Source organism: Deltaproteobacteria bacterium RIFCSPHIGHO2_02_FULL_44_16 (assembly GCA_001798185.1).
Taxonomy (GTDB): domain Bacteria; phylum UBA10199; class UBA10199; order 2-02-FULL-44-16; family 2-02-FULL-44-16; genus 2-02-FULL-44-16.
On the sequence record MGRM01000011.1, the window covers coordinates 39747 to 62386 of the forward strand.

General features: G+C 44.4%; 25 protein-coding genes and 1 tRNA gene. 6 read left to right on the forward strand and 20 right to left on the reverse strand.

All coding sequences use genetic code 11. The annotated features are described in order from the left end of the window. Positions 1-3: 3 nt before the first annotated feature. The 10 genes from A3C46_07230 to A3C46_07275 all read right to left on the reverse strand — a co-directional run bounded on the left by A3C46_07230 (position 4) and on the right by A3C46_07275 (position 11221). Positions 4-1902 (reverse strand): cell division protein FtsH, encoded by a 1899-nt coding sequence (locus tag A3C46_07230; GenBank protein ID OGQ22569.1) that lies wholly within the window; start codon positions 1900-1902, stop codon positions 4-6. 63 nt (positions 1903-1965) lie between these two features. After that, entirely contained in the window at positions 1966-2961 is a 996-nt protein-coding gene (locus A3C46_07235) for a tRNA lysidine(34) synthetase TilS (GenBank protein OGQ22570.1), read from the reverse strand. Further along, positions 2958-3467 carry a gamma carbonic anhydrase family protein gene (locus tag A3C46_07240; GenBank protein OGQ22571.1) on the reverse strand — a complete coding sequence of 170 codons (510 nt, stop codon included), beginning with the start codon at positions 3465-3467 and terminating at the stop codon, positions 2958-2960. Before A3C46_07240 ends, A3C46_07235 begins: the two co-directional genes overlap by 4 nt. Positions 3468-3608: 141 nt before the next feature. Next, positions 3609-4145 carry a hypothetical protein gene (locus tag A3C46_07245; GenBank protein ID OGQ22572.1) on the reverse strand — a complete coding sequence of 179 codons (537 nt, stop codon included), beginning with the start codon at positions 4143-4145 and terminating at the stop codon, positions 3609-3611. Beyond that, entirely contained in the window at positions 4129-5469 is a 1341-nt protein-coding gene (locus tag A3C46_07250) for a tRNA (N6-isopentenyl adenosine(37)-C2)-methylthiotransferase MiaB (GenBank protein ID OGQ22573.1), read from the reverse strand. Before A3C46_07250 ends, A3C46_07245 begins: the two co-directional genes overlap by 17 nt. A 43-nt stretch (positions 5470-5512) precedes the next feature. Next, positions 5513-5893: a hypothetical protein gene (locus A3C46_07255; GenBank protein OGQ22574.1), complete on the reverse strand. Its 381-nt coding sequence runs from the start codon at positions 5891-5893 to the stop codon at positions 5513-5515. Then, positions 5890-6099 carry a hypothetical protein gene (locus tag A3C46_07260; protein ID OGQ22575.1) on the reverse strand — a complete coding sequence of 70 codons (210 nt, stop codon included), beginning with the start codon at positions 6097-6099 and terminating at the stop codon, positions 5890-5892. The genes A3C46_07255 and A3C46_07260 overlap by 4 nt, the downstream gene beginning before the upstream one ends. Then, positions 6099-7844 (reverse strand): hypothetical protein, encoded by a 1746-nt coding sequence (locus tag A3C46_07265; GenBank protein ID OGQ22576.1) that lies wholly within the window; start codon positions 7842-7844, stop codon positions 6099-6101. The genes A3C46_07260 and A3C46_07265 overlap by 1 nt, the downstream gene beginning before the upstream one ends. A 107-nt stretch (positions 7845-7951) precedes the next feature. Next, positions 7952-10417 carry a DNA mismatch repair protein MutS gene (locus tag A3C46_07270; protein ID OGQ22577.1) on the reverse strand — a complete coding sequence of 822 codons (2466 nt, stop codon included), beginning with the start codon at positions 10415-10417 and terminating at the stop codon, positions 7952-7954. A gap of 72 nt (positions 10418-10489) precedes the next feature. Next, on the reverse strand, positions 10490-11221 hold the full coding sequence (locus A3C46_07275; protein OGQ22578.1) for a hypothetical protein: 732 nt from the start codon (positions 11219-11221) through the stop codon (positions 10490-10492). Between A3C46_07275 and A3C46_07280 the strand changes: the two genes are divergently transcribed. From A3C46_07280 to A3C46_07300, 5 genes are all read left to right on the forward strand, one after another. Next, positions 11211-11396, forward strand: a complete 186-nt coding sequence (locus A3C46_07280) for a hypothetical protein (GenBank protein OGQ22579.1) — start codon at positions 11211-11213, stop codon at positions 11394-11396. The two genes, A3C46_07275 and A3C46_07280, sit on opposite strands and share 11 nt — an antisense overlap. Continuing rightward, positions 11393-11761 carry a hypothetical protein gene (locus tag A3C46_07285; protein OGQ22580.1) on the forward strand — a complete coding sequence of 123 codons (369 nt, stop codon included), beginning with the start codon at positions 11393-11395 and terminating at the stop codon, positions 11759-11761. The genes A3C46_07280 and A3C46_07285 overlap by 4 nt, the downstream gene beginning before the upstream one ends. Before the next feature lie 13 nt (positions 11762-11774). After that, positions 11775-12350 (forward strand): hypothetical protein, encoded by a 576-nt coding sequence (locus A3C46_07290; protein ID OGQ22581.1) that lies wholly within the window; start codon positions 11775-11777, stop codon positions 12348-12350. Between the two features lie 11 nt (positions 12351-12361). Next, the gene (locus A3C46_07295; GenBank protein OGQ22582.1) at positions 12362-12802 is read left to right on the forward strand and encodes a hypothetical protein; all 441 of its coding nucleotides are present in this window, start codon (positions 12362-12364) and stop codon (positions 12800-12802) included. A gap of 213 nt (positions 12803-13015) precedes the next feature. Further along, positions 13016-13771 (forward strand): hypothetical protein, encoded by a 756-nt coding sequence (locus tag A3C46_07300; GenBank protein OGQ22583.1) that lies wholly within the window; start codon positions 13016-13018, stop codon positions 13769-13771. Positions 13772-13930: 159 nt separating this feature from the next. Here A3C46_07300 and A3C46_07305 read toward each other — a convergent pair whose 3' ends face one another. The 8 genes from A3C46_07305 to A3C46_07340 all read right to left on the reverse strand — a co-directional run bounded on the left by A3C46_07305 (position 13931) and on the right by A3C46_07340 (position 19370). Beyond that, complete coding sequence (locus A3C46_07305) at positions 13931-14272, reverse strand: hypothetical protein (GenBank protein OGQ22584.1); 342 nt, start codon at positions 14270-14272, stop codon at positions 13931-13933. 121 nt (positions 14273-14393) lie between these two features. Then, positions 14394-14900: a hypothetical protein gene (locus A3C46_07310; protein OGQ22585.1), complete on the reverse strand. Its 507-nt coding sequence runs from the start codon at positions 14898-14900 to the stop codon at positions 14394-14396. Next, the gene (locus A3C46_07315) at positions 14890-15174 is read right to left on the reverse strand and encodes an integration host factor subunit beta (protein ID OGQ22586.1); all 285 of its coding nucleotides are present in this window, start codon (positions 15172-15174) and stop codon (positions 14890-14892) included. Before A3C46_07315 ends, A3C46_07310 begins: the two co-directional genes overlap by 11 nt. 20 nt (positions 15175-15194) lie before the next feature. Next, the gene (locus A3C46_07320; protein OGQ22587.1) at positions 15195-16079 is read right to left on the reverse strand and encodes a hypothetical protein; all 885 of its coding nucleotides are present in this window, start codon (positions 16077-16079) and stop codon (positions 15195-15197) included. Positions 16080-16095: 16 nt separating this feature from the next. Further along, positions 16096-17724, reverse strand: coding sequence for a 30S ribosomal protein S1 (locus A3C46_07325; GenBank protein ID OGQ22588.1), 1629 nt, complete (start codon positions 17722-17724; stop codon positions 16096-16098). A gap of 116 nt (positions 17725-17840) precedes the next feature. Further along, positions 17841-18527, reverse strand: coding sequence for a DNA-binding response regulator (locus A3C46_07330; protein OGQ22589.1), 687 nt, complete (start codon positions 18525-18527; stop codon positions 17841-17843). A 1-nt stretch (position 18528) separates the two neighbouring features. After that, positions 18529-18600: transfer RNA gene (locus A3C46_07335), tRNA-Gly, on the reverse strand. A 170-nt stretch (positions 18601-18770) separates the two neighbouring features. Beyond that, the gene (locus tag A3C46_07340; protein OGQ22590.1) at positions 18771-19370 is read right to left on the reverse strand and encodes a CDP-diacylglycerol--glycerol-3-phosphate 3-phosphatidyltransferase; all 600 of its coding nucleotides are present in this window, start codon (positions 19368-19370) and stop codon (positions 18771-18773) included. 56 nt (positions 19371-19426) lie between these two features. Here A3C46_07340 and A3C46_07345 point away from each other — a divergent pair, with 56 nt between their 5' ends. Then, the gene (locus A3C46_07345; protein OGQ22591.1) at positions 19427-21028 is read left to right on the forward strand and encodes an L-aspartate oxidase; all 1602 of its coding nucleotides are present in this window, start codon (positions 19427-19429) and stop codon (positions 21026-21028) included. Here the strand turns inward: A3C46_07345 and A3C46_07350 are convergent. Both A3C46_07350 and A3C46_07355 read right to left on the reverse strand, forming a co-directional pair. Further along, positions 21002-21565 (reverse strand): hypothetical protein, encoded by a 564-nt coding sequence (locus A3C46_07350; protein ID OGQ22592.1) that lies wholly within the window; start codon positions 21563-21565, stop codon positions 21002-21004. The genes A3C46_07345 and A3C46_07350 overlap by 27 nt on opposite strands. Continuing rightward, on the reverse strand, positions 21562-22617 hold the full coding sequence (locus A3C46_07355; protein OGQ22593.1) for a molecular chaperone DnaJ: 1056 nt from the start codon (positions 22615-22617) through the stop codon (positions 21562-21564). The genes A3C46_07350 and A3C46_07355 overlap by 4 nt, the downstream gene beginning before the upstream one ends. Positions 22618-22640 lie beyond the last annotated feature (23 nt).

Consider the following 22640-nt stretch of genomic DNA (forward strand, 5'->3'; position numbering starts at 1 on the left):
AGGTTACGCTAAGTTTAAGGCAGGTTCTTCACTCTTATTTGGAGGGACCTCTTCTTTTTTGATATTCAATTTTTTACCTTGAAGGAGTTTGGTGATCTGAGCTCCATCGAGAGATTCGTGCTCCAAAAGCGCTTCAGCCAATGCATTGAGCTTCTCACGATGTGTTTGAATCAGATCTTTTGCTCGTTGATAGTTCATCTGCACAATCCGTGAAATTTCAGTATCAATGTGTTCCGCAGTGTTTTCACTAAAATCTGAGTGTTGCGCAATTTCACGCCCAAGAAAAATTTGTTCCTCTTTTTTTCCAAATGATAATGGTCCCAATTTTTCGCTCATTCCCCATTCACACACCATTTTGCGAGCAAGATCGGTGGCACGCTCAATATCATTTCCAGCGCCCGATGTTGGTTGATCAAAAACAATTTCCTCCGCAGCACGTCCCCCCATCAAAATTGCAATCATATTTTCACAATAACTTTTATTTTGAGTATAGCGTTCATTCTCTGGAAGCTGCTGCGTAAGGCCCAACGCCATTCCACGTGGAATGATCGTCACCTTATGAATAGGATCTGTTCCCGGAATAAGTTTTGCGACCAAAGTATGGCCAGCTTCGTGATAGGCTGTGTTTTTTCTCTCTTCTTCCGAAATCATCATGCTCTTTCGTTCACTCCCCATGAGCACTTTATCTTTCGCAATTTCAAAATCCCCCATCAAGATGACAGAACGATTATGCCGTGCTGCATAAAGAGCTGCTTCGTTCACCACATTTTCAAGATCGGCTCCAGAAAAACCGGGAGTCCCTCGCGCAATTGTACTGAGATCAACCTCTTTATCGAGCGGTTTATTTTGCGCATGAACCTGCAGAATCTCTTCTCGACCTTTTAAGTCGGGACGTGGAACCACCACGCGACGATCAAATCGTCCAGCTCGAAGAAGGGCTGGATCAAGCACATCGGGTCGATTGGTCGCAGCCATAATAATGACCCCTTCATTCGATTCAAAACCGTCCATCTCAACCAGTAACTGATTGAGCGTCTGCTCACGTTCATCGTGCCCACCCCCAATACCTGCACCACGATGACGTCCCACCGCATCAATTTCATCAATAAAAATAATACACGGAGCATTTTTCTTTCCTTGTTCAAAAAGATCACGAACACGAGAAGCGCCGACACCAACAAACATTTCGACAAAATCAGAACCCGAAATCGAAAAGAAAGGAACTCGCGCTTCTCCTGCAACGGCTCGTGCAAGAAGCGTTTTTCCGGTTCCCGGAGGTCCCATAAGCAAGACCCCTTTCGGAATACGTCCACCGAGTTTGGTAAATTTCTTCGGCTCTTTCAAGAACTCGATAATTTCTTCGAGCTCTTGTTTCGCTTCTTCTACTCCCGCAACATCCTTAAACGTAATTCGTTTTTGAGTTTCTTTTAAAAGTTTGGCTTTACTACGACCAAAACTCATGGCCTTGCCACCACCAATTTGAATTTGCCGCATGGAGAAAAAGAAAAAAGCAAAGAGAAGAAGCATCGGGAGCCATGAAATGAGCAACTGCTGCCAAAAGGGGGTTTCGCGCTTACGACGATATTGAACACTCGCATCACTCTGTTCCAACTTTTCCAAAGCTCGTTCACTGTTGACCGGACCAATGGTTTCAAAAAAAGCACCGTTCTTATGTTCTGATTTAAATTTCCCTCGGTATTCATCTTCCTGGACAGTGACGGACTCGACCTGATTTTGTTCAAGCGCTTGAAGAAACACTGAAAAATCGATTTTCTCCGCATTCACCATCGGTTGGTTCATAAAATGCAGAAGAGAAAGGACCATCAGGGCAATAACAAGCCACAACGCAATTGTTTTATGACGATTGCTATTGTTTTCACTTTTTCGCGGACGAGCAACCATGAGTTTTCCTCCAAAAAAGAGTTTTTAGCGCAGCTTTCTACGAATCGCAACGTAAAAGCTTCTTTACACTTCAGCGGCTTCCTTCCCTAACACCACACGATCACGATATCGCCAAAACTTCCAACCATCTGAGAGAAAGTAATGCAAAACTTCTCCCTCTTCACATTGAACAAGCGCATCCATTTTTTTCAATTGATCCGCATTGACATGGAGCGTACCGGCAGTGAGTTGTTGATAGGCCAGAACAAGAAGTCGTTTTCGGAGAGCTGTTGGATACTGTGAAAGAAGCGCTCGACTCAAGACACAATTTTCCGCTGACATCTCAAACGTTACTTCTCGAAGACATTCGCGAGCAAGAAGCAAAAGAGCCTCTTCATCCTCAGCAAGATAACCAGACATCTGAGCAAGCGACGAAGAGACGCGAGGATGATACTTTTCCATCATCGGAAGAAGTTCATGACGCACCCAATTTCGTTTATAAGAAATATCGTGATTACTTTCATCTTCGCGAAATGGAATCTTTTCACTCTCTGCATACGCCATAATTTCTGCGCGAGAAATATCAAGCAGAGGTCGAAGCAAAAATATTTTCTGAACCATCTCTTTCCACGACATCCCACACATGCCGGTCAAACCACATCCGCGCATGAGATGCATCAACATGGTTTCAGCTTGATCTTGAAGATGATGCCCCAAAACAACGCTTCGAGCCTGATGCTCTTTCGCCAGTCGGAAAAAAAAGAAACGACGAAAGTCACGAGCAGCATCTTGGAAGTTTTGTTTCTCTTCAGCCTCTTTCCAATGTTCCGTAAAAACCGAACAGCCCCAAGCTTGTGAGATTTTGATCACGAACCGTTCATCATCATCAGATGCTTGGCCTCTTTTTTTATAGTTCACGTGCGCAACCAGAATTTTCAAGGACTTCTTTTTTGCAAGTCTGACCAAAAGATGAAGAAGCGCCATCGAATCGACGCCGCCTGACACTCCGACAACCATAGTGTCATGAGGATGAATGACATCGATCAATTTTTTTTCAAAAGTTGGAAATAGTGTCATCATTTTAATTTTAAATAACGTTGTGCAGCTTTCACATAATGTTCCGCATTCGCCGTTAACGACTGAACTTCTTGATCTGTGAGCGTTCGCTTCACTCTTGCCGGCATTCCCATTACCAACGACCGCGGGGGAACTTTCATTCCTTCAGGAACCAAAGCGCCTGCAGCAATAAGCGAAGCGTCACCAATGTCGGCACCATTCATAATAATTGCCCCCATCCCGACCAAGACATCATCGCCAAGCGTGCAACCGTGGAGAATCGCACGATGTCCAACCGTTACCCCTTTTCCAATGGCAATGGAATGTTGCTCATCAACATGCAGAACACTGATATCTTGAATATTACTCCGAGTTCCAATCTGAATCACGTTCGTGTCTGCTCGAAGCACAGCGCCAAACCAAACACTCGTCTGCTCACTGAGAATAACGTTTCCGACAAGCGTTGCATTATTCGCAACAAAAGCGCTTGGATCAATCACGGGGTTTTTCCCCTCAAATGGAAGAATCATAGAACCTCCGTATTACAGGAAAGGTAGTTGGAGCCGTCATCGCGAGCCCGAAGGGCGCGGCGATCTCATGAAATCACTGTCTGAAAGAGATTGCTTCGTCGCCCATGCTCCTCGCAATGACCACAAGGTTAGCAACTGCGTTTACATTTTATACTTTCCAAAATCTTCCGGAGAAAGATTTTCTAAAATCTCTGCCCATTTCTGTTTTCGAATATTTTCATTTCCGAGAGTTTCTTCTGAAAGATCTATTTTGCGCGACTTCTCAATGACTTTTCGCGCAACAAAAATCTTCGATTTTGTCCGCAGTGCCAGAGCAATGGCGTCAGATGGACGCGCGTCCATAATCCATTCCTTCTCTTTTTGACGCAAAATAATTTCGGCATAAAAAGTATTGTCTTCAAGACTCACAATGGCAATCCGTTCAACGGAAATAGAAGCATTGGTAAGAATATTCTTCAGAAGATCATGCGTCATCGGACGCGCGAGTTCAATATGTTCAAGTTCGGTGGCAATAGCAGAAGCTTCAATGAGACCAATCCAAATCGGAAGCGCCGATTTTTCAGCCGTATCTTTTAAAATAATAATCGGCATGCTGGTAAAAGGGTCAATGGTTAACCCCGTTACCTTCATCTCCACAAATTCGTCAACGGGTGCTTCTTTTTCACTGAAGGTTGTCATACAGCTCTCCTTCAAGGGAATTCCCAAGAGCTCGCACAATGCGAACGTTCACGATGTTTCCCATCATAGCGGCAGTTCCTGTAAAATGCACGAGACGATTATCAGAACTTCGTCCTGAACAGTGGTGCGCACTTTCCTCGTCATAATGGGTAACTAAAATATCTTGTGTCGTACCAACGCAGCGTTCATTTTTTTCTCGTGTGATACGACGTTGCATCTCGAGAAGGCGTGAAAGACGTTCCTGTTTTTCAGAAAGCAGAACATCATCGGAAAGATTTTTCTGAGCAAATGTTCCAGGGCGAGGCGAATAGGAAAACGCGTATATCTGATCAAATTGAACTGCTTCGACGAGTTGCAATGTCTCCTCAAATTCCTCTTTGGTCTCACTTGGGAAACCGACAATAATATCGGTTGTAATCGCAAGATGAGGAGAACAGCGACGCAGTTTCTCAATGAGCTGCAAATAATGTTCTCTCGTGTAGCCACGTCGCATGATTTTTAAGACTCGATTATTTCCTGCTTGAACTGGAAGATGAATATGGCGGCAAAGGGATTTCACCTCTGCATATGCCTCAATCAACGTGTCATCAATATCGCGCGGATGTGGCGACGTGAATCGAATGCGCTGAATGCCGGTCTGCTCTTCTAAGACACGCACCAAATGTGAAAGTCGGTAAGATGCAGAGAGACCTTTGTAGTCAGCCACATTTTGTCCCAGAAGCGTTACTTCTTTAACGCCACGACACACTAATGACTTCACCTCATCCAGAATATCAGAAGGATCACGATTGACCTCTTTTCCTCTGACCTGAGGAACAATACAATAAGCACACGAATAGTTGCACCCTTTCATGATCGTCACAAACGCTGTGCCTCGATGAATGTCCGTTTCTGTTATCCCATCAACAAAGACATAGGTGCCAGGATCATCAATTAAATCGGTCGCAGAAGAACGCTTCCCCGCTTCGATCTCTTCCAAAAGCATCGGAAGACGAAAAATCTGGTCAGGCCCCATCACAAAATCGATATGATGAAAACGCTTGAGGAGTTGCTCTTTTGCCTGTTGCGCAGCACAACCACAAATACCGATCATAACTCCTGGTCGATGTTTATGAACGCGTGCACGACCAATATCACTCATGGCTTTTTGATAGGCTTTATCTCGAATGGTACAGGTATTAAAAAGGATCAGATCGGCCTCTTCCGGATGGACTGCAACTCCAAACCCTCGGTTTTGAAGCATGACCTGCATGGCAGAGCTATCCCGCTCATTCATTTGGCAACCAAAAGTCTTCATATAAACACGCTTTTGAGGAGACGACATGACTCTCGGGTAACAGAAGAAGGCATGGCACGTCAAGCTGGGCTTAGGGCTTAAATTCCTTCTCTATACGCAATTCTTTCAACAGACCTTTCACCTCTTCTTCATATTCAACTTCGGAAAAAGAGCGAAGGGGATTATTGGACGTGAATGCATCTTCAAACTCGTCAAAATCTCCGTGTTGGATCCCCTTCCGAATTTCTTCAACATACCCATCGGGGTTTCGTTTACAAATACCTTCCACATATTTATTGAGGCGATCTGCCGCTTTTGTCTGTTTCTCTTCTCGAATCGTTTTCCAGTTTTTCAAATAGTGGAGACGACAATAGCCACTTGTCGTTGCTGCATTTTTACAATCGTCTTCTTTACAAATTCGGATTCGAGCCATGAGAAAAATTTTTCTACCAATGTACTCCAAGAGAGTCAATTACGTTTCTGAACCTGCTCAAGAGTTTTTCGAAATTTCTCTTGTCGCCTTTTGAGCGTTTCCAATTCCTCGTCGAGTTCCTTGCGAATCTCTCCCCTCATCGTTTCAGAGACCTTCTTTTTAAGATAACGACGATCTTGAAAATAATTCACGAGTAAAAGAACGAGAAGAAAAAATAAAAACGCTAAAAAAAGATACAAAATCATTAGAGTGTCTTTGCGTGAAGTTGCTGCGTCTTAAGATATTTCTGAACGCCCGCCGTAATTCCCTTTGCCATATGATCTTGATACGTCGGGTTCCGAAGTCTTCTTTCTTCCAGTGGATTTGAAATAAAGGAAGTCTCAATCAACACACTTGGACATTTGGCGCCAACCAAAACATAAAAAAGCGCTCCATGCACACGAAGATCTTTAAGCCCCGGATATTGTTGTCCCAGTCGTCCTACCGTAGCTCGTTGAATGGTCTCGGCGAGATCGCGTGACTCTTCAGTCGTATCATTTTGAAGCATGGTTAAAAGCACGCGCTCCACTTCTGGCAGGGGCTTTCCTCCTGAAGCATTTTCGCGTGTGGCCAGACGTTTTGCAGCTTCATCCGTTGCATTATTTAAATAGTAGGTTTGAAATCCTGAAACTTTATCGCTTGTGGATGCATTGGCATGAATCGAGAGAAAAAGATCAGCATTTTTCTTTTCTGCAAGATGATTTCTCTCTTCAAGAGAAAGAGTTCGATCTGAATCCCTTGTTAAAAAAACTTCTGCACGAAGTGTTTGTTGCAACTCACGCGCAAGTTTTTTCGCAATGAGCAACACGACCTCTTTTTCTTTGGCCCCACGCGGGCCGAGAGCTCCGCTATCATCGCCTCCATGGCCAGGATCAATGACAATACGCAGCTGGCGCTGTTTCTGGGGAGATAGAGGTTGAACCATTCGTTTTTGTGAAGAGGCTTTCGTTGAGCTACCTAAAAAGGAGACGGAAAGTTCATTCCCATGAACTTGCACATCATGTTTAGCACCAGTTCCCAAAACAAAGGTAAAACTCATCCCACCTTGAAGAAGATGTTTTTTCATTTTTAACGTACGGACAAAAGGAGAATCAAACGCAAATCGATCAGAGAGCTGCGCTGTTTTCTTCGTGTTGGCGACATGAAGCGTCAATTGCGCAGGTGATTTCGTACGTTTTCCATACGGTTCATAATCAAGCGTAAAAGCCACCGGTTGATCAAAAGCAAAAACAATCACTGCTTGATCTGAGGAAAGTTCTTTTTTTAAATCCATGAGCATCGCTTGCTTACTTCCAAATCGAGCAGCCTTTGGTTCTCGCAGTGGATCTCTTTTCGTTTCAACACCGGACGTTGCTGTAGGCCCCACATTTGATTCTTGAAATTTTGTCGGTTTGGCTGTCGAAGCTACTGGCGGTGTTATCACTGAAGGTGTTGCCAAAGGAGTTGTTACGGGAACTTGGGTGTGCAGTGCTGCTAAAAATGTTTTCGCTTTTGGGGTTAAATCACTGGTGGGATATTTCTGCAAAAGAGCTTCTACCGCTTTCACGGCGCGATCATCTTCTTTGAGAGGATCGTGACGAAGAAGAGCAATTTGATAAAGAGCATCATCTGCAAAAGAAGAGGTCGGATATTCTTTAATGACACGATTATAGGTCTGAATCGCAGCATTAATTTCAGTTGTGTCTCGCGTCATCAGATACAATTCACGACGAAGACGCGCGCTACTATAGAGAGCCTTTGTTCCCTCTGCTGTTCCTTTATGTTTTTCATGCACCGCTTCAAAACGCTGAATGCACGCTTTCCACGCTTTTGGATCACTCTTAAAAGAAGGATTTGCTTTCGTATTTTGATAGCAAAGACTTGCACCGTCATAGGCCTTTGAAGGGTTTGCAAAAGCCACAACAGAAGAAAAAAAGAATAAAGTGAAAAGAATGGAAACCGATCCCCGCATAAGTTGGGTATTGTACACAAGAATCGAGAAGGATCAAGTGTGCAAACCCGATGGGGGTTGTCAGGGGGAGAGCAAGATCTCCCCCCTGACTTTAACGAGCGTCGGATTCACTCCGCGCGAGTGAATTGTCCCGTTTCAAGTTGTGTCAACACGCCACGCGCTCTCGTCAGAACACTCTCCGGGAATCCAGCAAGTTTTGCCACATGAAGTCCATAACTGTGAGAGATCCCGCCTGGAATGAGCTTGCGTAAAAAAAGAATTTCTCCGCCAATGTCTTTGACCGCCACATGAAAATTCCGAATAAACGGCTTCGTGCGCGCCAGCTCAATAAGCTCATGATAGTGCGTTGCAAAAAGAGTCCGTGATCGAATGTGATCGTGCAGCTCCTCCGCCACAGCCCAAGCGATTGCCAAGCCATCAAACGTCGACGTCCCCCTTCCGATTTCGTCAATAAGAATGAGACTGCGAGAAGTCGCTTCTTTTAAAATAACTGCTGTCTCCGCCATCTCAACCATAAAGGTTGACTGACCGAGCGAAAGGGCATCCGAAGCGCCAACGCGCGTAAAGATACGATCGACAATACCGATCTCAGCTCGCTTCGCAGGGACAAAAGAACCGATCTGCGCCATGAGAACAATGAGTGCCGTCTGTCTCATGATCGTCGATTTTCCTGCCATGTTTGGCCCTGTGATCATGAGAAGTCGACCGGCGTCATTGCCAAGATGAAGATCATTCGGAATGAACCGTTCTTTGTGACGAAGCAATTCCACAATCGGATGTCTCCCCTCTTCGATAAAAAGTTTTTCGTCATCAGAAATTTCAGGACAAATATAACGATGATCTACAGCTGTGTATGCAAAGGAGAGAAGCACATCGAGGATTGCCAAAGCACGAGCGGTTTTGAAAATGCGAGGAGTTTCCTTTGCGATCGACTCACGAAGCTCGAGAAAAAGACCATATTCAAGGGCGCAGCCCTTTTCTTCACTGCCAAGCACCTTCTCTTCATACTCTTTGAGCATGGGCGTAATATAACGCTCACTACTGACGAGCGTCTGTTTTCGAATATAATCTGCCGGAATTTTTTCTCGATGAACGTGCGTCACTTCAATAAAATATCCAAAAATTTTATTATATTTAATTTTGAGCGAAGAAATACCGGTGCGTTCTTTTTCCTGCGTTTCCATACGCGCAATCACATCTTTTCCACTGTGCGCAATCTGTCGAAGTTCATCGAGTTCAGCAGAGATACCTGACTTAATCATTGCTCCTTCACGAAGCAAAAAGGGAGGATGCTCCACAAGGGTATTCTCAATCAGTGGAACAATATCTTCAAACTCTTCAAGATCGTGATGAATCTCAAAAAGCATTCCCGAACAGGAAGAAAGAAATTTTTTTATCTCTGGAAGAACTTTGAGCGAGCTCGCAAGAGCGACAAGATCTCGAGCATTTGCCGTGCGCATCGCAATTTTACTCATGAGTCGTTCCAGATCATAAACATTTTGAAGCAACGTACGAAGGCGCTCTCGATCTAAGGATGCACTGACAAAATGAGAAACAGCAAAGAGTCGCGCGTTCATCTCTTCAGATTCAAGAAGAGGTGAAAGGATCCAACTCCGCAGGAGTCTCGCGCCCATCGCGGTTTTAGTGTGATCGAGAAGACCTAAAAGACTCCCCTCGCGTTCACGTTCGCGAAGTGTTTCGAGAAGCTCAAGATTACGTTTTGTCGATTCATCAAGACGCATGGTCTTGTGCGCACCAAGTTCTTCAAGAGAGAAGAGATGATCGATCTCACGACGCTGTGTCTCTTTCAGATAGGAGAGAGCTCCTGCGGCAGCGGCTAACGCTCTTGAAGAGAATGACTGAACATGGAGGGGAGAGCGGGGCTCACCCGGGCGTGTGCCACACGCTCCTACAAAATGTTCTGGCGCGAAATCTTCTTTGTTGCGAATCGTCAGCGGAAAAGAGGAGAGTAAGGGAGCAAGATATTGAGATACTAAAATTTCACGCGGCTCATATCGAAGAAGTTCCTCTTTGAGCGCTTCCAGTGAATGACATTCACCCGCAACAAAATGTCCGGTAGAAATATCGACAAAGGCAACACCGAACTGATCATCAGTTTTCACCACTGCGGCAAGATAATTATCGCTCTTCGCATCCAGTCGATCACCATCCAGCACCACACCAGGAGTAATGATGCGCACCACTTCTCGTTTCACGATTCCTTTTGCAATTTCGGGATCTTCTACTTGCTCACAAATCGCTACTTTCTTTCCCGATTGAATGAGTTTTGCGATATACGGTTCTGCCGCATGATACGGAACTCCACACAAAGGGACCGGTTCAGGATCGTTTTTGTTTCTGGTCGTGAGCGTAATCTCAAGCAGCTTCGCTGCTTCAATAGCGTCGTCAAAAAACATTTCGTAAAAATCGCCGAGTCGATAAAATAAAATCGTGTCAGGATAATCAGCTTTGATACGCAAATACTGTTCCATCATCGGTGTTTGCTCTGATCTCATAATTTTCTCGAGTTTGTCATCGCGAGCCCGAAGGGCGTGGCGATCTCCTGTGAACACTAAAAACGACTATATCTGCAGGAGATTGCTTCGTCGTCCCCCAAGATTCGTGGGGGACTCCTCGCAATGACATCATTGGTATTTTTTCAGCCCTTCAATTAATTTCTCGATCCCTTCATTTTTTGTGGATGAGGTCAAGAAAATGGGAACATTCCGCTCAGCTTTTAAAGCCGCTGCAGTCTGCGATGCTCCTTCTCGATCCGCTTTATTCACGACAAAAATGTCCGCGATTTCTGATAAACCTGCCTTCATCATTTGAACGCCATCTCCTGCTTCGGGGACAACAACGACCACAACAGTATCGACCATCTTCACCACGTCGATTTCATTTTGCCCGACACCGACTGTTTCTAAAAAAATCCATTCAAATCCAGCGGCATCAAGACACGCAATGACCGCATGCGTTGCTTGGGAAATACCACCCGTTGCACCGCGCGTTCCCAGAGAACGAATGAAAACATCGGCATCTTGCGCATGCTTCATCATCCGAACTCGATCGCCTAAAACAGCGCCCCCAGAAAAAGGACTCGTGGGATCGATCGCTACAATCCCAACACGCAATTTTTCTACACGAAGGTGTTCGATCAAGCGATCGGTCAGCGTTGATTTTCCAGCGCCTGGAGGTCCAGTGATGCCAATGATGCGCGCCCCTTTCCTTGCTGCTTCGATTTTTTCGAAAAGAGCATCAGCTCCCTCTCCACCATGTTCTATAAATGATATGAGCTGACCCAAAGCTCGAGCGTTGCCTGAAAGGGCTTTTTGAAAAAGGTCTTCTGTCATCAAGCATCCTAAAATGTTTGTCATCCTGAGTGAATCGAAGGATCCCGGGATTCTTCGCGACGCTCAGAATGACATCGGAAATATATGTAATATCAAGCAGATAGCAAGTAAATCATTAAATTCTTCCCTCAGCGCAACTTACAGTGCCCGCGATTCCGATAATAACCGTGAGAGACGAGTATTAAAGGAGAATATATGATTGGAATTATCGGACTTCTCGGTTTTGTACAAATTCTAGGACTTATCATTGCAGGAGTTGGAGCGATCATCAGTGGTGCGAGCGCGGTTCATCAAGTAAACGCCACTATAAAAGCTGAAGAAGAAAATAAAAATCTCCAAACAAAACAAGATAACCTTCGTTTGAGAACGAATGCCGTTCATCAAAAAAATCGTGAACACCAAGAAATTGTCACAAAGATGAATACGGGCACGGAAGGCATGCTCGCAAAAATTGAAACACAACAAGTCGCGACAAAAGAAAAAGCGCTTCGGGTTGAACGGGTGTCACGTGGCGGACCTGATCTTCGTCAAGATTATTATTACGGGGTGAAAGTACCATCTTAAGGAGAAAATATTTATGAATACAAATCAAGCTCCAGTTCAATCTGGACCCAATGGACCATCCGGTGGCGATCCCTCCGGCGGATCTATACCTACTGTACAAACACCGGGACCATGGCGATATCAACCGCCCACTTCATGGAACCAATATCTTCAGGGCTCTTGGTCTAACACAAAATTTACTTCAAAACTTGATAGTAAAGATGGTCTTAAACTTGGTGAAACGCAAGCCTTCTGGCAGGGAAGCGTCGGCATTCTCGCAGGTTTAGGCGCGATTCTCGATGCGGGAGCTTCATGGCAATTAACCAACAAATATATGGAAAACGTCACCAAAGGTTATGATGCTCAAATTGCTATCTCATCTGATTATCGAGCCGTAGCCGAAAAAGAGATGGATACAAAATATCAAATGACGCTCGTCTCAAAAGATATGCATCAGAATCAACTTCGCCATGAAGAAAAAATAGCTGAAATTACACGCGACACACACGCAACACTTGCGCGTATTCAGGAAAATGGACGCATCGAACGAACACGTATCGTGGCTTCAGCAAAACCATTCGATATGCGCGAAGATCAATTTTACGGATAAAGGAGAAAACCATGTTTGCCTCTGGCGACACAACTGTTGGATCAATTGATACGCTCATCATGAATGAAGACTTGCAAGGCCTTACATCAGGCGTTGCTGCAGCAGGTCAAATCGTTTCGGCAATTGGGAGTATGATTGCAACAGGACATCAGCTCCAAATGCAATTCGATAATATTGACTACCAAATCAAAACTGCTGAAGAGGATAAGAATCTCAAATTTGCTGATATGGATTCTCAGGTTAAATTAGCGAAAGACATTGCTGCGATTCAAAAAAGCTCACATCCTGAAATTGAGAAACTCCAAAAAATTAAGGGCGATTATGAAGCAGAAAAAGCTTCAAGCAAAACACTCGATGCAATTGAAACCACAAGCACACTCGATGTTGGAAAGTTAAAGCGCTACTACGCCGGCCTCTTACGTGAACATTACAACTACGGCAGACCTCGATAAACTCATCAACTGACTGTGTATTTTCAGAGCCAAAAGGTGTCTGGCAGATTTCTGGCATGACGTTAATGCAAGAAACTGCCTGACACTTCTTTTGGTGATCTATGCAAACCAAAAGAAGTGCCAGACACTTTTTTGCACTCACATCGTGCCAAAAAGATGTCAGGCACCTTTTGGTTTGCGATAACAATTTTAACAGTATATAAAAAACTACCTATGACACTGAATCTCGGCGATTTCGATATCATGTCCTATCTGTGGGACACCATGGAGAAGACCGAAGATGGGAAACATCTTCGCTATTCGTTTCAGGATCTCGACGTTCTCTGGAACATGGGCTTTGTCGATACGCTGCGGGTCTCTCCTGAAATCTGGGTTCAGGCTTTCGACACCTATATTCAAGCTGATGGAACCTATCTTCTTTCAAAAGCCGATTTTCTCTCGTTGGATCAGTATCGCTACAAAGGAGAGATCAAGATCCCTTTTGATGCGATGAAAATCAACGAGGGGAAATATACCGATGAAGGTTTAACTGAACTTTTTATTCTCGGTATCACACCTTCATGCGATTTTACTCCGCGTCAACTGGATCAATTTCTAGAGAAAACAAAAAAGGATTTTCGAACTCCAGATGGACTGATTCGTATTAATCAACAAGCAAAACAGCGTATTAAAATTCTTCTCGAGCAGCATCCCTCCCCTCTTCGAAATCTGGAACTTCTTTTTGATCATCTTGTCAGCGAGCGGATCGATCCTTCATCCAAAGCCCAAGAAGTCGGAAAAAAATTCGCCGAGATTAAAACAGAGCGAGAGAAATCAAAATTTTCAGCGCAAGCAATAACGAAAACAGAAGCCAAAGCCAAAGAATTGCAACATCTCACCAAAGCGCGTCAAAAAACTTCGCCAGCATCAGATAAACCCACGACTGAACTCAAAAAAATCAGAAGGTCACCTAAAGGAGTACGTGGTTAAACCAAACTGTCGAGGATTTTCTCAAAAGTTTCTTATATAGTCCTTTAACTTTCAAATAGAATATTGTCATCCTCGCGTAGGCGGGGATCCAGAAGGCAGATAAACATCTGGATTCCTGCCTTCGCAGGAATGACATCGTACTCATGAAAAGTTAATTCACTATACCTTTGGGACTTGCTGATCTTGCTCAGAAATTTTGCGGACAACAGAGAGTTCTTTTTCGAGTTGGCGAATTTTTTTGTTCTTAGATCGCAGTTCCAGTGTTTTATAAAGTGACGGCAAGGCTTCAAGAAGAGGAAGCGCAACCATCCCAGCGCAAAAAGCGATGAGCAACACAAATCCGAGAGGTATGGGAGCAGAACGATAGGCGAAAAGCGTGGGGACCGAAAATTTAAACGAAACCGCATAACCAAACGTCGCATCGTCAAGATTACTATAAATAAGATTGAGGAGAACAAAAAGAAGTCCTGCCATGAGAAGTGCAAAAATAAACCGTTTCATAACCTCCTCCATCAGTTTGAGTCATCCTGAACCCTTCGACGATGCTCAGGCTAAACTCCGTGAAGGATCTCGTGTGATCACTTGAGATTCGCAGCTCAGCTCAGAATGACAATCATGCTTACTAAAGAGTTAATTTTTGAAAATTCGCCACTAAACGATCATACGTCGTCTGTAAATATTCTGGAAGCGTGCGCGTATCACTTATAATCGGTAAAAAATTGGTATCCCCCACCCATCGTGGAACAATATGTATATGGACATGACCCAAAACCCCAGCGCCTGCAGGTTTCCCAAGATTGAGCCCACAATTGATGCCTTCAGTTTTTAAAGTTTCGCGAAGAATTTGAATCGCCTCACCCATGGCATGAACCATGTCCGCTTGTTCATCGCGCGTCAAGAGATGAAGTTCACCCACATGCCGCAACGGCATGACCAAAAGATGACCATTCGTATAAGGATATTTATTCATGACAACCAAGGTTCGTTGTCCACGCCACAAAATTAATTTGTCACGATCATTCCCAGGTTCCTGAAGAAGATGACAAAAAACACATCCCTCTTCTTTTTCTTTCCCTCGCGTATCTTCAATAAATTGCATACGCCAAGGGGCCCAGAGATTATTTGCCATTATTCACCCGTTCGCGAAGTTCCTTGCCCACTTTGAAAAAAGGAACACGACGAGTTCCAACATCAACGGTTGCACCTGTTTTAGGGTTACGTCCTGTTCGAGGTTTGCGAGTTCGAACTTCAAAGCTTCCAAACCCACGAATTTCAATGCGTCCACCCTTTTTCAACTGTTCTGTCATAGAATCGAAAATGGTAGAGACAATCACTTCTACATCACGGCTCGAAAGATTGGGGAGCTTCTGCACTAATAATTCGATCAAGTCACTTTTGTTCATCACATCCTCCTTCGGGCAGATTAATATCGAAGCACTGGTTTGGACGACTCCTCACTGTGAAAAGCTTTGGTCAGAAGATCAACGGATTCAAAAAAACGTTCCAAGAATTTCAACTTTGATTTTTCAAATGTTACGAGCTTCGGTTCTCCTTCAATGCCAGCAAGTTTTCCCACAAGAATAAGAGCGTCGGAAAAACTTCCCAGTTCATCCACCAGCCCAAGTTCCAGAGCTTGTCGGCCTGTAAAAATTCTTCCATCTGCAAGTTCATCTACTTTTCGCTTATCCAGTTTGCGACGTGTTGCGACATCCTCTTTAAATTGCGCATGAATATCGGCGAGCACATCCTGCAAAATTTTTCTCTCTTCTTCGGTCATTGGTCGATCAAGCGGCGCTAAATCTTTATACTTTCCACTTTTAAGCGTTTCATGACCGATGCGAGCCCACTTGAGAAGTCCGCCAAATTCGACATGATCCATCCGCACCCCGATAGATCCCGTCACGGTACCTGGATTCGCCACGATTTTTGTCGCTCCCACGGCAATGTAATAAGCCCCTGATGCTGCAAGCGAACCCATTGAAGCCACGACCGGTTTTTTAGCAGCAACACGCTCCACTTCATGCAAAATTTCTTGAGAGGGCGCCACAGCGCCGCCGGGAGAATTGAGTCTTAAAAGAACTCCCTTAATATGATTTTCTTTTCTCGCTTCCTGCAACGCATCGATCACATCTTGGGAATCGAGGATTTCTCCTTCGATCAACACCAGCGCCACATTGCCACGAGAAAAAACATTGTTGGGTTCATCGGAGAAATTTGAAAAGAAAGAGGCACACAGACCAAAAAGAAAAGCAGCGCCTACAAAAAGAACAACGAAAAAGAGAACAAGCCATAAACTTTTTCGCTTCACGTCTCCCCCTTGCGGACTACTCGTTCACAGCTCCCTCGGGAACTGTATCATCATTGGTATGAGCACCACTCTTTTTACCAGGAATCGTCAAATAAAATTGGCGATCTTGCTGAACCGTTTTTTCAACTTGTACTTTTATTTGATCACCAACATTGAGTTTCGAATCTACCGCTTTTGGAATGAGACCTTCAACTCCTTTTTGGAGTTCAACAACAACGCCCGCAGAATTCACGGCTACCACTTTTCCTTCTGCATCTGTCCCTTCATGAAATCGACTGTTAATATGATCCCATGGATCATCAAGAAGCTGCTTTAACCCAAGCGAAAAACGTTCGTTGTCCGCATCAATTTGCATCACAATTGCTTCCACTTCGTCTCCTTTTTTGAAAACTTCGGAAGGATGAGCAAAATTTTGCACCCAGGTCAGATCGGAAATATGGATAAGACCATCAATCTCTTCGCCCACATCCACAAAAATTCCGAAATCAGCAATATTGCGAACGGTTCCTTTTACTTTATTACCAATGCTATATTTCTTTTCAATTTCTTGCCATGGATTGGGAAGAATTTGTTTGAGACCTAATGAAATGCGTTTTGCTTCTGTATCGACATCCAAAACAACCGCATCTACTTCTTCGTTCGGATGCAAAATCTTGGAAGGATGTTTTATTTTTTTACTCCAACTCATCTCAGAAATATGGATGAGCCCTTCAACCCCGTCATCAAGCGAAACAAAAGCGCCGTAATCGGTAAGACTGACCACTTTCCCATGAACACGGGAACCGACCACAAATTTTTCTTCTACATTCTGCCAAGGATCTGGTTGAAGTTGTTTTAAACCGAGCGATACTTTCTGACCTTCGCGATCAAACTTCAAGATAACAACACGAATTTCATCTCCGACTTTATACACGTCTGAAGGGTGATTAATTCTTCCCCACGACATATCGGTAATATGAAGCAAGCCATCAATGCCGCCAAGATCGATAAACAGACCGTAATCCGTGACGTTTTTCACAATACCATTAAAAATTTGTCCCTCAGAAAGATTTTCAAGGGTCGATTGTTTCAGCGCGGCACGTTCTTTTTCGAGAATGGCTTTACGCGAAAGAACCACGTTGCCACGACGTTTATTGAGCTTAATGATTTTAAAGAGATATTTCTGACCAAGATATTGATCCAAATTTTTCATCGGACGAAGATCAATTTGTGAACCGGGAAGAAAAGCGCGGACACCAATATCAACGGAAAGCCCACCCTTTACTTTCGCGACCACAGTTCCTTGAATATCGCCGTTTTCTGCTTCGATTTTCTCCAGAAGATCCCACGTGCGCATCCCAACGGCACGTTCTTTAGAAAGTGCTAGGTTCCCCTGATCATCTTCAACAGCTTCAATAAAAACTTCTATGATTTCGCCAATGGGAGCGGTTATTTCTCCACGAATACTCGTAAATTCATGAATCGGAACTTGTCCTTCGGATTTAAAGCCGATGTCCACCATGACAAAATCACGAGTGGTGCCAACAATCTTTCCTTTGACGATTTCTCCCTCTTTGAGAGAGACTTGCTTCATGCTCTCTTCAAAAAGTTGTGCAAACTCCGAGTTTTGTTGTTGCTCTGTCGGTTGAATACGAACGGGACTCATTGCGGCGCTTCCTCCATCCTTTTTGAGATTAGCTGAAAAGACCCAGCTGAAAAGGTGGCGCGACCTTAGTGAGGAACATTTTTTTTGTCAAAGTAAATGTTTGAAAAAATAAGAGGTTAGACCTTTTCTTTGACGCGATATCCAATACCACGAATGGTCTCAACATAATCAGCGGCTACTTCTAATTTCTTTCGCAATCTTTTAATATGCGTATCGACTGTTCGCGTCGTCAGCGCAGCTTCGTAACCCCACACATGATCCAGAAGTTGCTCTCGTGTTGCAACTCGCCCTTTGGTCGTCAAAAGATACTGAAGGAGTTTAAATTCAATCGAGGTCAGCCGAATTTCTTTATTTATAACCATCACCTGAAACTTTGAAGGATCAAGTGTAATTGATCCAAATTTATGAATTTTTTCTGAACTTAATTGCTGTGGTTCTCCTCGTCTTAAGATCGCTTTCACGCGAAGAGTAAGCTCGCGCGGACTAAAGGGTTTCGTCATATAGTCATCAGCCCCGACTTCAAATCCGACTATACGATCGACCTCTTCTCCTTTTGCCGTCAACATGATCACGGGAATATACTTGGTCGTTTCTGTTGTTTTTAATTCCCTGCAGACTTCAAGGCCTCCCATGTCCGGAAGCATGAGATCGAGAATAATAAGGTGAGGTGTCTGTTTTCGAGCAATCTTTAATCCTTGAGTGCCATTCTCTGAAACAAGGACATCGAATCGGTTTTGCTTGAGGTGATGTTCAATGAGCTCTGCAATATCGTGATCGTCTTCGATAACCAAAATAGTTTCCATGAGCGGGAGACGGGATTTGAACCCGCGACATTCACGTTGGCAACGTGACACTCTACCACTGAGCTACTCCCGCAATCTGTCAGTTCATCATAAGCTTCGTATAACTTCGTTTGTTTCGTCAACGCTCCTTGCGGCGTACATTCGAGTACACCTCAGTCGGTCTCCTCAACATGCCTCGTTATTCTCGCTTCTCATGAACTTCTCACAAGTAAAAAATGCTTCTCTAGCAACACTATAAATTTGTCAACCGAGCTTCTGCTTACGAAGGCCTTGAAAAAATTCCCAGGCATAATGGATACCGCTCGCGACTGAAAGAATGAAGCCGGGAATAAGCATCAGCCATGCAAGAAGCCGCCACTGAATACCAAAAAAAGGATAATGAAGTAACAATCCAACGGTCGCACAACTGATAAATGCCGACTTATATTTTCCAGCGCTTGATGCGGCGATAATAATGCCTCTATCCACCGCCACTCCTCGAAGCGCTGTCACCACCATTTCGCGTGAAAGAAAAACAATCACAATCCATCCGGGAATACGATGAAGTTCCACCATCATAATCATCGCTGTCAAAAATAAAAGCTTATCGGCAAGAGGATCTAAAAATTTTCCAAACGTACTGATCTGTCCGTAACGTCGAGCATAGTAACCATCCACACAATCCGAAGCCATCGCCACCGCGACAATAAGCGCGGATATAAAAGAGAGAAATTGATTGTGAATCAAAGAAGCCTTGCTGCTCACATCATCGTTCAAAAGCGTCATGACCGTCACGAGCACCGGAACTATGGCGATACGTGCAATCGTAATAATGTTTGGAACATTTAAAACAGATCCACTCATGCGGCGTGTGTAAATGGATATTGTGTCGTTGTCAAAACGATTGTAGAACTCCTCCCATGCAACAGACCTACGATCATCTCGTTATCGGAAGTGGCATCGCTGGACTGACTTATGCTCTCATTGCTGCAGAACAGGGAAACGTTGCGGTGATTGCAAAGCGAGGCGCAGACACCACAACAACACGACAAGCGCAAGGCGGCATTGCTGCTGTTTTTGACCCCCATGATTCTTTGGAAAATCACGTGCAAGACACGCTTCGTGCTGGAGGTGGACTCTGTCATGAAGAGGTCGTGCGAGAGGTCGTGAAAGAAGCACGGCAGGGAATTGAAAAACTTGTCGAATGGGGAGTACGATTTTCAGAAATTTCGAAAGGAAATTTTCATCTGACGCGGGAAGGTGGACATAGTTATCCCCGTATTCTTCACACCGATGATGCCAGTGGAAAAGAAATTCAACGCGCTCTTCTCGAAAGAGCAAAAACTCATCCGCGCATCTCCTTTTTTGAACATCATGCGGCAATTGATTTGATGACCACGACAAAATTAAAAATTGCCGGAACGCCACGCTGCCTTGGCGCTTATATTTTGAATATTGAAACTGATGAGGTCGATGTTTTTCAAGCAGCAACGACCATTCTTGCGACCGGCGGGGCTGGAAAAGTTTATCTCTACACGTCGAACCCCGATATCTCCTCTGGCGACGGCATTGCCATGGCCTATCGTGCAGGAGCAAGTGTTGCAAATTTGGAGTTCATCCAATTTCATCCGACCTGTCTCTACCATCCCTTTGCAAAATCCTTTTTGATCTCAGAAGCCGTGCGCGGCGAAGGTGGAAAACTTCGACTCAAATCAGGCGAGCAGTTTATGAAACGCTATGATGATCGCGCAGAACTCGCCACACGCGACATTGTCGCTCGAGCGATCGATGCAGAGCTCAAAAAAACAGGCGATGATTATGTGCTTCTCGATATTTCGCATAAACCGGCAGATTGGATTCGCGAACGGTTTCCCATGCTCTCGGAAAAATGTCGCGCATTTGGAATCGATATGACAAAAGAACCAATTCCTGTTGTTCCTGCTGCGCACTATTTTTGCGGTGGCGTGCTTACGGATCAATATGGAAAGACAACGCTTCAACATCTCTTTGCCTGTGGAGAAGTCGCCTGCACTGGACTTCATGGAGCAAATCGACTCGCATCAAACGGACTTCTCGAAGGAATGGTCTTTGGCGCGCGCGCTGCGAAACACGCGTGTGAGAACATGCGTAGGGGTCCACAACCGTGTGTCCCTACAATTCCACCATGGGATACAACAGGAACAAATGATAGTGATGAAGAGGTCGTCATCTCACAAAACTGGGATGAAATTCGACGCCTCATGTGGAACTATGTCGGCATCGTACGATCTGACAAGCGTCTCCTCCGCGCAAAACGTCGCATCGATATTTTGCAAGAAGAGATTCGGGACTATTATTGGAATTTTACGATCACGAACAATCTTATTGAACTTCGCAATCTCGCACTTGTGGCTGATCTTATTATCCAAAGCGCTCTCGCTCGCAAAGAGAGCCGCGGCCTTCATTATAATATCGATTATCCAGCAAAGAATGATGACTTCAAAAAAGATACGATTTTACGGATGTCGCCATTGCAAAGTTGACTCCCCCACCACACTCCACAACATAATTTTTACTTTTTCGTTCATCTGACCTTTGGGGAAAATAACGCGATAGACATTGGACCAACGGTTGACATGCGGATAAAGTTTTTTCTGATAAGGACTGACAGGAAATTCTGCGACTTCAAGAGGACTCAACTTCTGACCTTCGTCCGTTTCTAAAACAATATGCCAAAAAGTTTCGGCATCTGATGAAAAATGTTCGTAATCTTTGCGCGAATAAAGACTGACAATAACTTCAGTCTCTTCTTGCTGCTTGGTTTCCTCTTCTGCAAAATAGCGTGCTGCTTCAAGAGGCGAGAGTTTTAACAATCGAATATGCTCTTTGGCACGAGCACGACGATAATGATCAGTTACAAATGTTGCATCCCAAATAAGTTTTGCTTCAAAATTATCCACGCTATAAAGGCGACCCGTTTTGGTTGCCTTGCGAAGCTCAGAGCGATAAGACGCAGCAGCTTCAGCTGACAAGGAAATAAATGCAACGATAACAAATAAGAAATGGACGATAGCCCTCATGGGAGTTCCTCTCGTAATTGTTCCAGCAATTTTTTCTGTTTCCCACTCAACTTTTTCGGTGTTGTCACACGAAAGATCACAATATGATCTCCTTTACCATGACCATTCACACTTTGAAATCCTTCTTTTGGAATACGAACTTCATCCCCTGTTTCAGTGCCGGGAGAAATGGAAATTGTTTTTTCTCCTTCAAGTGTTTTGACTTTCACTTCTCCCCCTAAAGCTGCCAGAGGAAATGAAATAGAAAGCTCGCCATAAATATCGTTTCCTTTGCGTTTGAAAAATTGATCCGTCCGCACATGCACGAGCACATAGAGATCACCTGAAGGACCACCGCTGACTCCCGCTTCTCCTTCACCTCGAAGCACGAGACGCATTCCGTCTTCGATACCAGGTGGAATTTTTACATTTAATTTTTTCTTTTTTCGAACACGGCCTGCTCCGCGACATTCATCGCATGGTTTTTCAATGCGACTCCCTGCGCCACGACAATGAGGACATGTGGTTTGAAGAACAAAAAAACCTTGTCGTTGCGTTATCTGTCCACTCCCACCACAGGCGATACAGGGAAGGCGGTTCGTTCCAGGGGCTGCGCCATTTCCTTCACAAACATCGCATAGGACTTGATTGGTAAAAGTAATTTCACGTTCTGTTCCCCGAGCTGATTCGTGAAATGAAATGGTAATTTCTTGCTGAAGATCGCTTCCTTGCTGTGCAGAGCTTCTTCCGCGTGAACGAGGACCAAAACCGCCAAAAAATTCTTCAAAGAGATCGCCAAAAGAAGAAAAAACATCGTCCACACCTGAAAATCCTTGAAAGCCGGCACCATGAAGTCCTTGATGACCAAACTGATCGTAAAGTTGACGCTTATGCGCATCCGATAAAACTTCGTAAGCTTCTGAAGCCTCTTTAAATCGGTCCTCAGCTTTGTGATCATCTCGATTGCGATCTGGATGATATTGAAGGGCCAGTTGACGATAGGCTTTTTTGATCTGAATCGCGTCTGCAGTACGCGAAACCCCTAAAATTTCATAGTAATCCCGTTTTGTCATTGTCCTCAAATGAATGGTATGCT

Bases quoted from the DNA above. Each gene is read 5' to 3' on its own strand.
- A3C46_07230 (OGQ22569.1), bottom strand. From the start codon at position 1,902: ATGGTTGCTCGTCCGCGAAAAAGTGAAAACAATAGCAATCGTCATAAA.
- A3C46_07235 (OGQ22570.1), bottom strand. From the start codon at position 2,961: ATGATGACACTATTTCCAACTTTTGAAAAAAAATTGATCGATGTCATT.
- A3C46_07240 (OGQ22571.1), bottom strand. From the start codon at position 3,467: ATGATTCTTCCATTTGAGGGGAAAAACCCCGTGATTGATCCAAGCGCT.
- A3C46_07245 (OGQ22572.1), bottom strand. From the start codon at position 4,145: ATGACAACCTTCAGTGAAAAAGAAGCACCCGTTGACGAATTTGTGGAG.
- A3C46_07250 (OGQ22573.1), bottom strand. From the start codon at position 5,469: ATGTCGTCTCCTCAAAAGCGTGTTTATATGAAGACTTTTGGTTGCCAA.
- A3C46_07260 (OGQ22575.1), bottom strand. From the start codon at position 6,099: ATGATTTTGTATCTTTTTTTAGCGTTTTTATTTTTTCTTCTCGTTCTT.
- A3C46_07265 (OGQ22576.1), bottom strand. From the start codon at position 7,844: ATGCGGGGATCGGTTTCCATTCTTTTCACTTTATTCTTTTTTTCTTCT.
- A3C46_07280 (OGQ22579.1), top strand. From the start codon at position 11,211: ATGTTTGTCATCCTGAGTGAATCGAAGGATCCCGGGATTCTTCGCGAC.
- A3C46_07275 (OGQ22578.1), bottom strand. From the start codon at position 11,221: ATGACAAACATTTTAGGATGCTTGATGACAGAAGACCTTTTTCAAAAA.
- A3C46_07285 (OGQ22580.1), top strand. From the start codon at position 11,393: ATGATTGGAATTATCGGACTTCTCGGTTTTGTACAAATTCTAGGACTT.
- A3C46_07290 (OGQ22581.1), top strand. From the start codon at position 11,775: ATGAATACAAATCAAGCTCCAGTTCAATCTGGACCCAATGGACCATCC.
- A3C46_07295 (OGQ22582.1), top strand. From the start codon at position 12,362: ATGTTTGCCTCTGGCGACACAACTGTTGGATCAATTGATACGCTCATC.
- A3C46_07300 (OGQ22583.1), top strand. From the start codon at position 13,016: ATGACACTGAATCTCGGCGATTTCGATATCATGTCCTATCTGTGGGAC.
- A3C46_07305 (OGQ22584.1), bottom strand. From the start codon at position 14,272: ATGAAACGGTTTATTTTTGCACTTCTCATGGCAGGACTTCTTTTTGTT.
- A3C46_07310 (OGQ22585.1), bottom strand. From the start codon at position 14,900: ATGGCAAATAATCTCTGGGCCCCTTGGCGTATGCAATTTATTGAAGAT.
- A3C46_07315 (OGQ22586.1), bottom strand. From the start codon at position 15,174: ATGAACAAAAGTGACTTGATCGAATTATTAGTGCAGAAGCTCCCCAAT.
- A3C46_07325 (OGQ22588.1), bottom strand. From the start codon at position 17,724: ATGAGTCCCGTTCGTATTCAACCGACAGAGCAACAACAAAACTCGGAG.
- A3C46_07330 (OGQ22589.1), bottom strand. From the start codon at position 18,527: ATGGAAACTATTTTGGTTATCGAAGACGATCACGATATTGCAGAGCTC.
- A3C46_07340 (OGQ22590.1), bottom strand. From the start codon at position 19,370: ATGAGTGGATCTGTTTTAAATGTTCCAAACATTATTACGATTGCACGT.
- A3C46_07345 (OGQ22591.1), top strand. From the start codon at position 19,427: ATGCAACAGACCTACGATCATCTCGTTATCGGAAGTGGCATCGCTGGA.
- A3C46_07350 (OGQ22592.1), bottom strand. From the start codon at position 21,565: ATGAGGGCTATCGTCCATTTCTTATTTGTTATCGTTGCATTTATTTCC.
- A3C46_07355 (OGQ22593.1), bottom strand. From the start codon at position 22,617: ATGACAAAACGGGATTACTATGAAATTTTAGGGGTTTCGCGTACTGCA.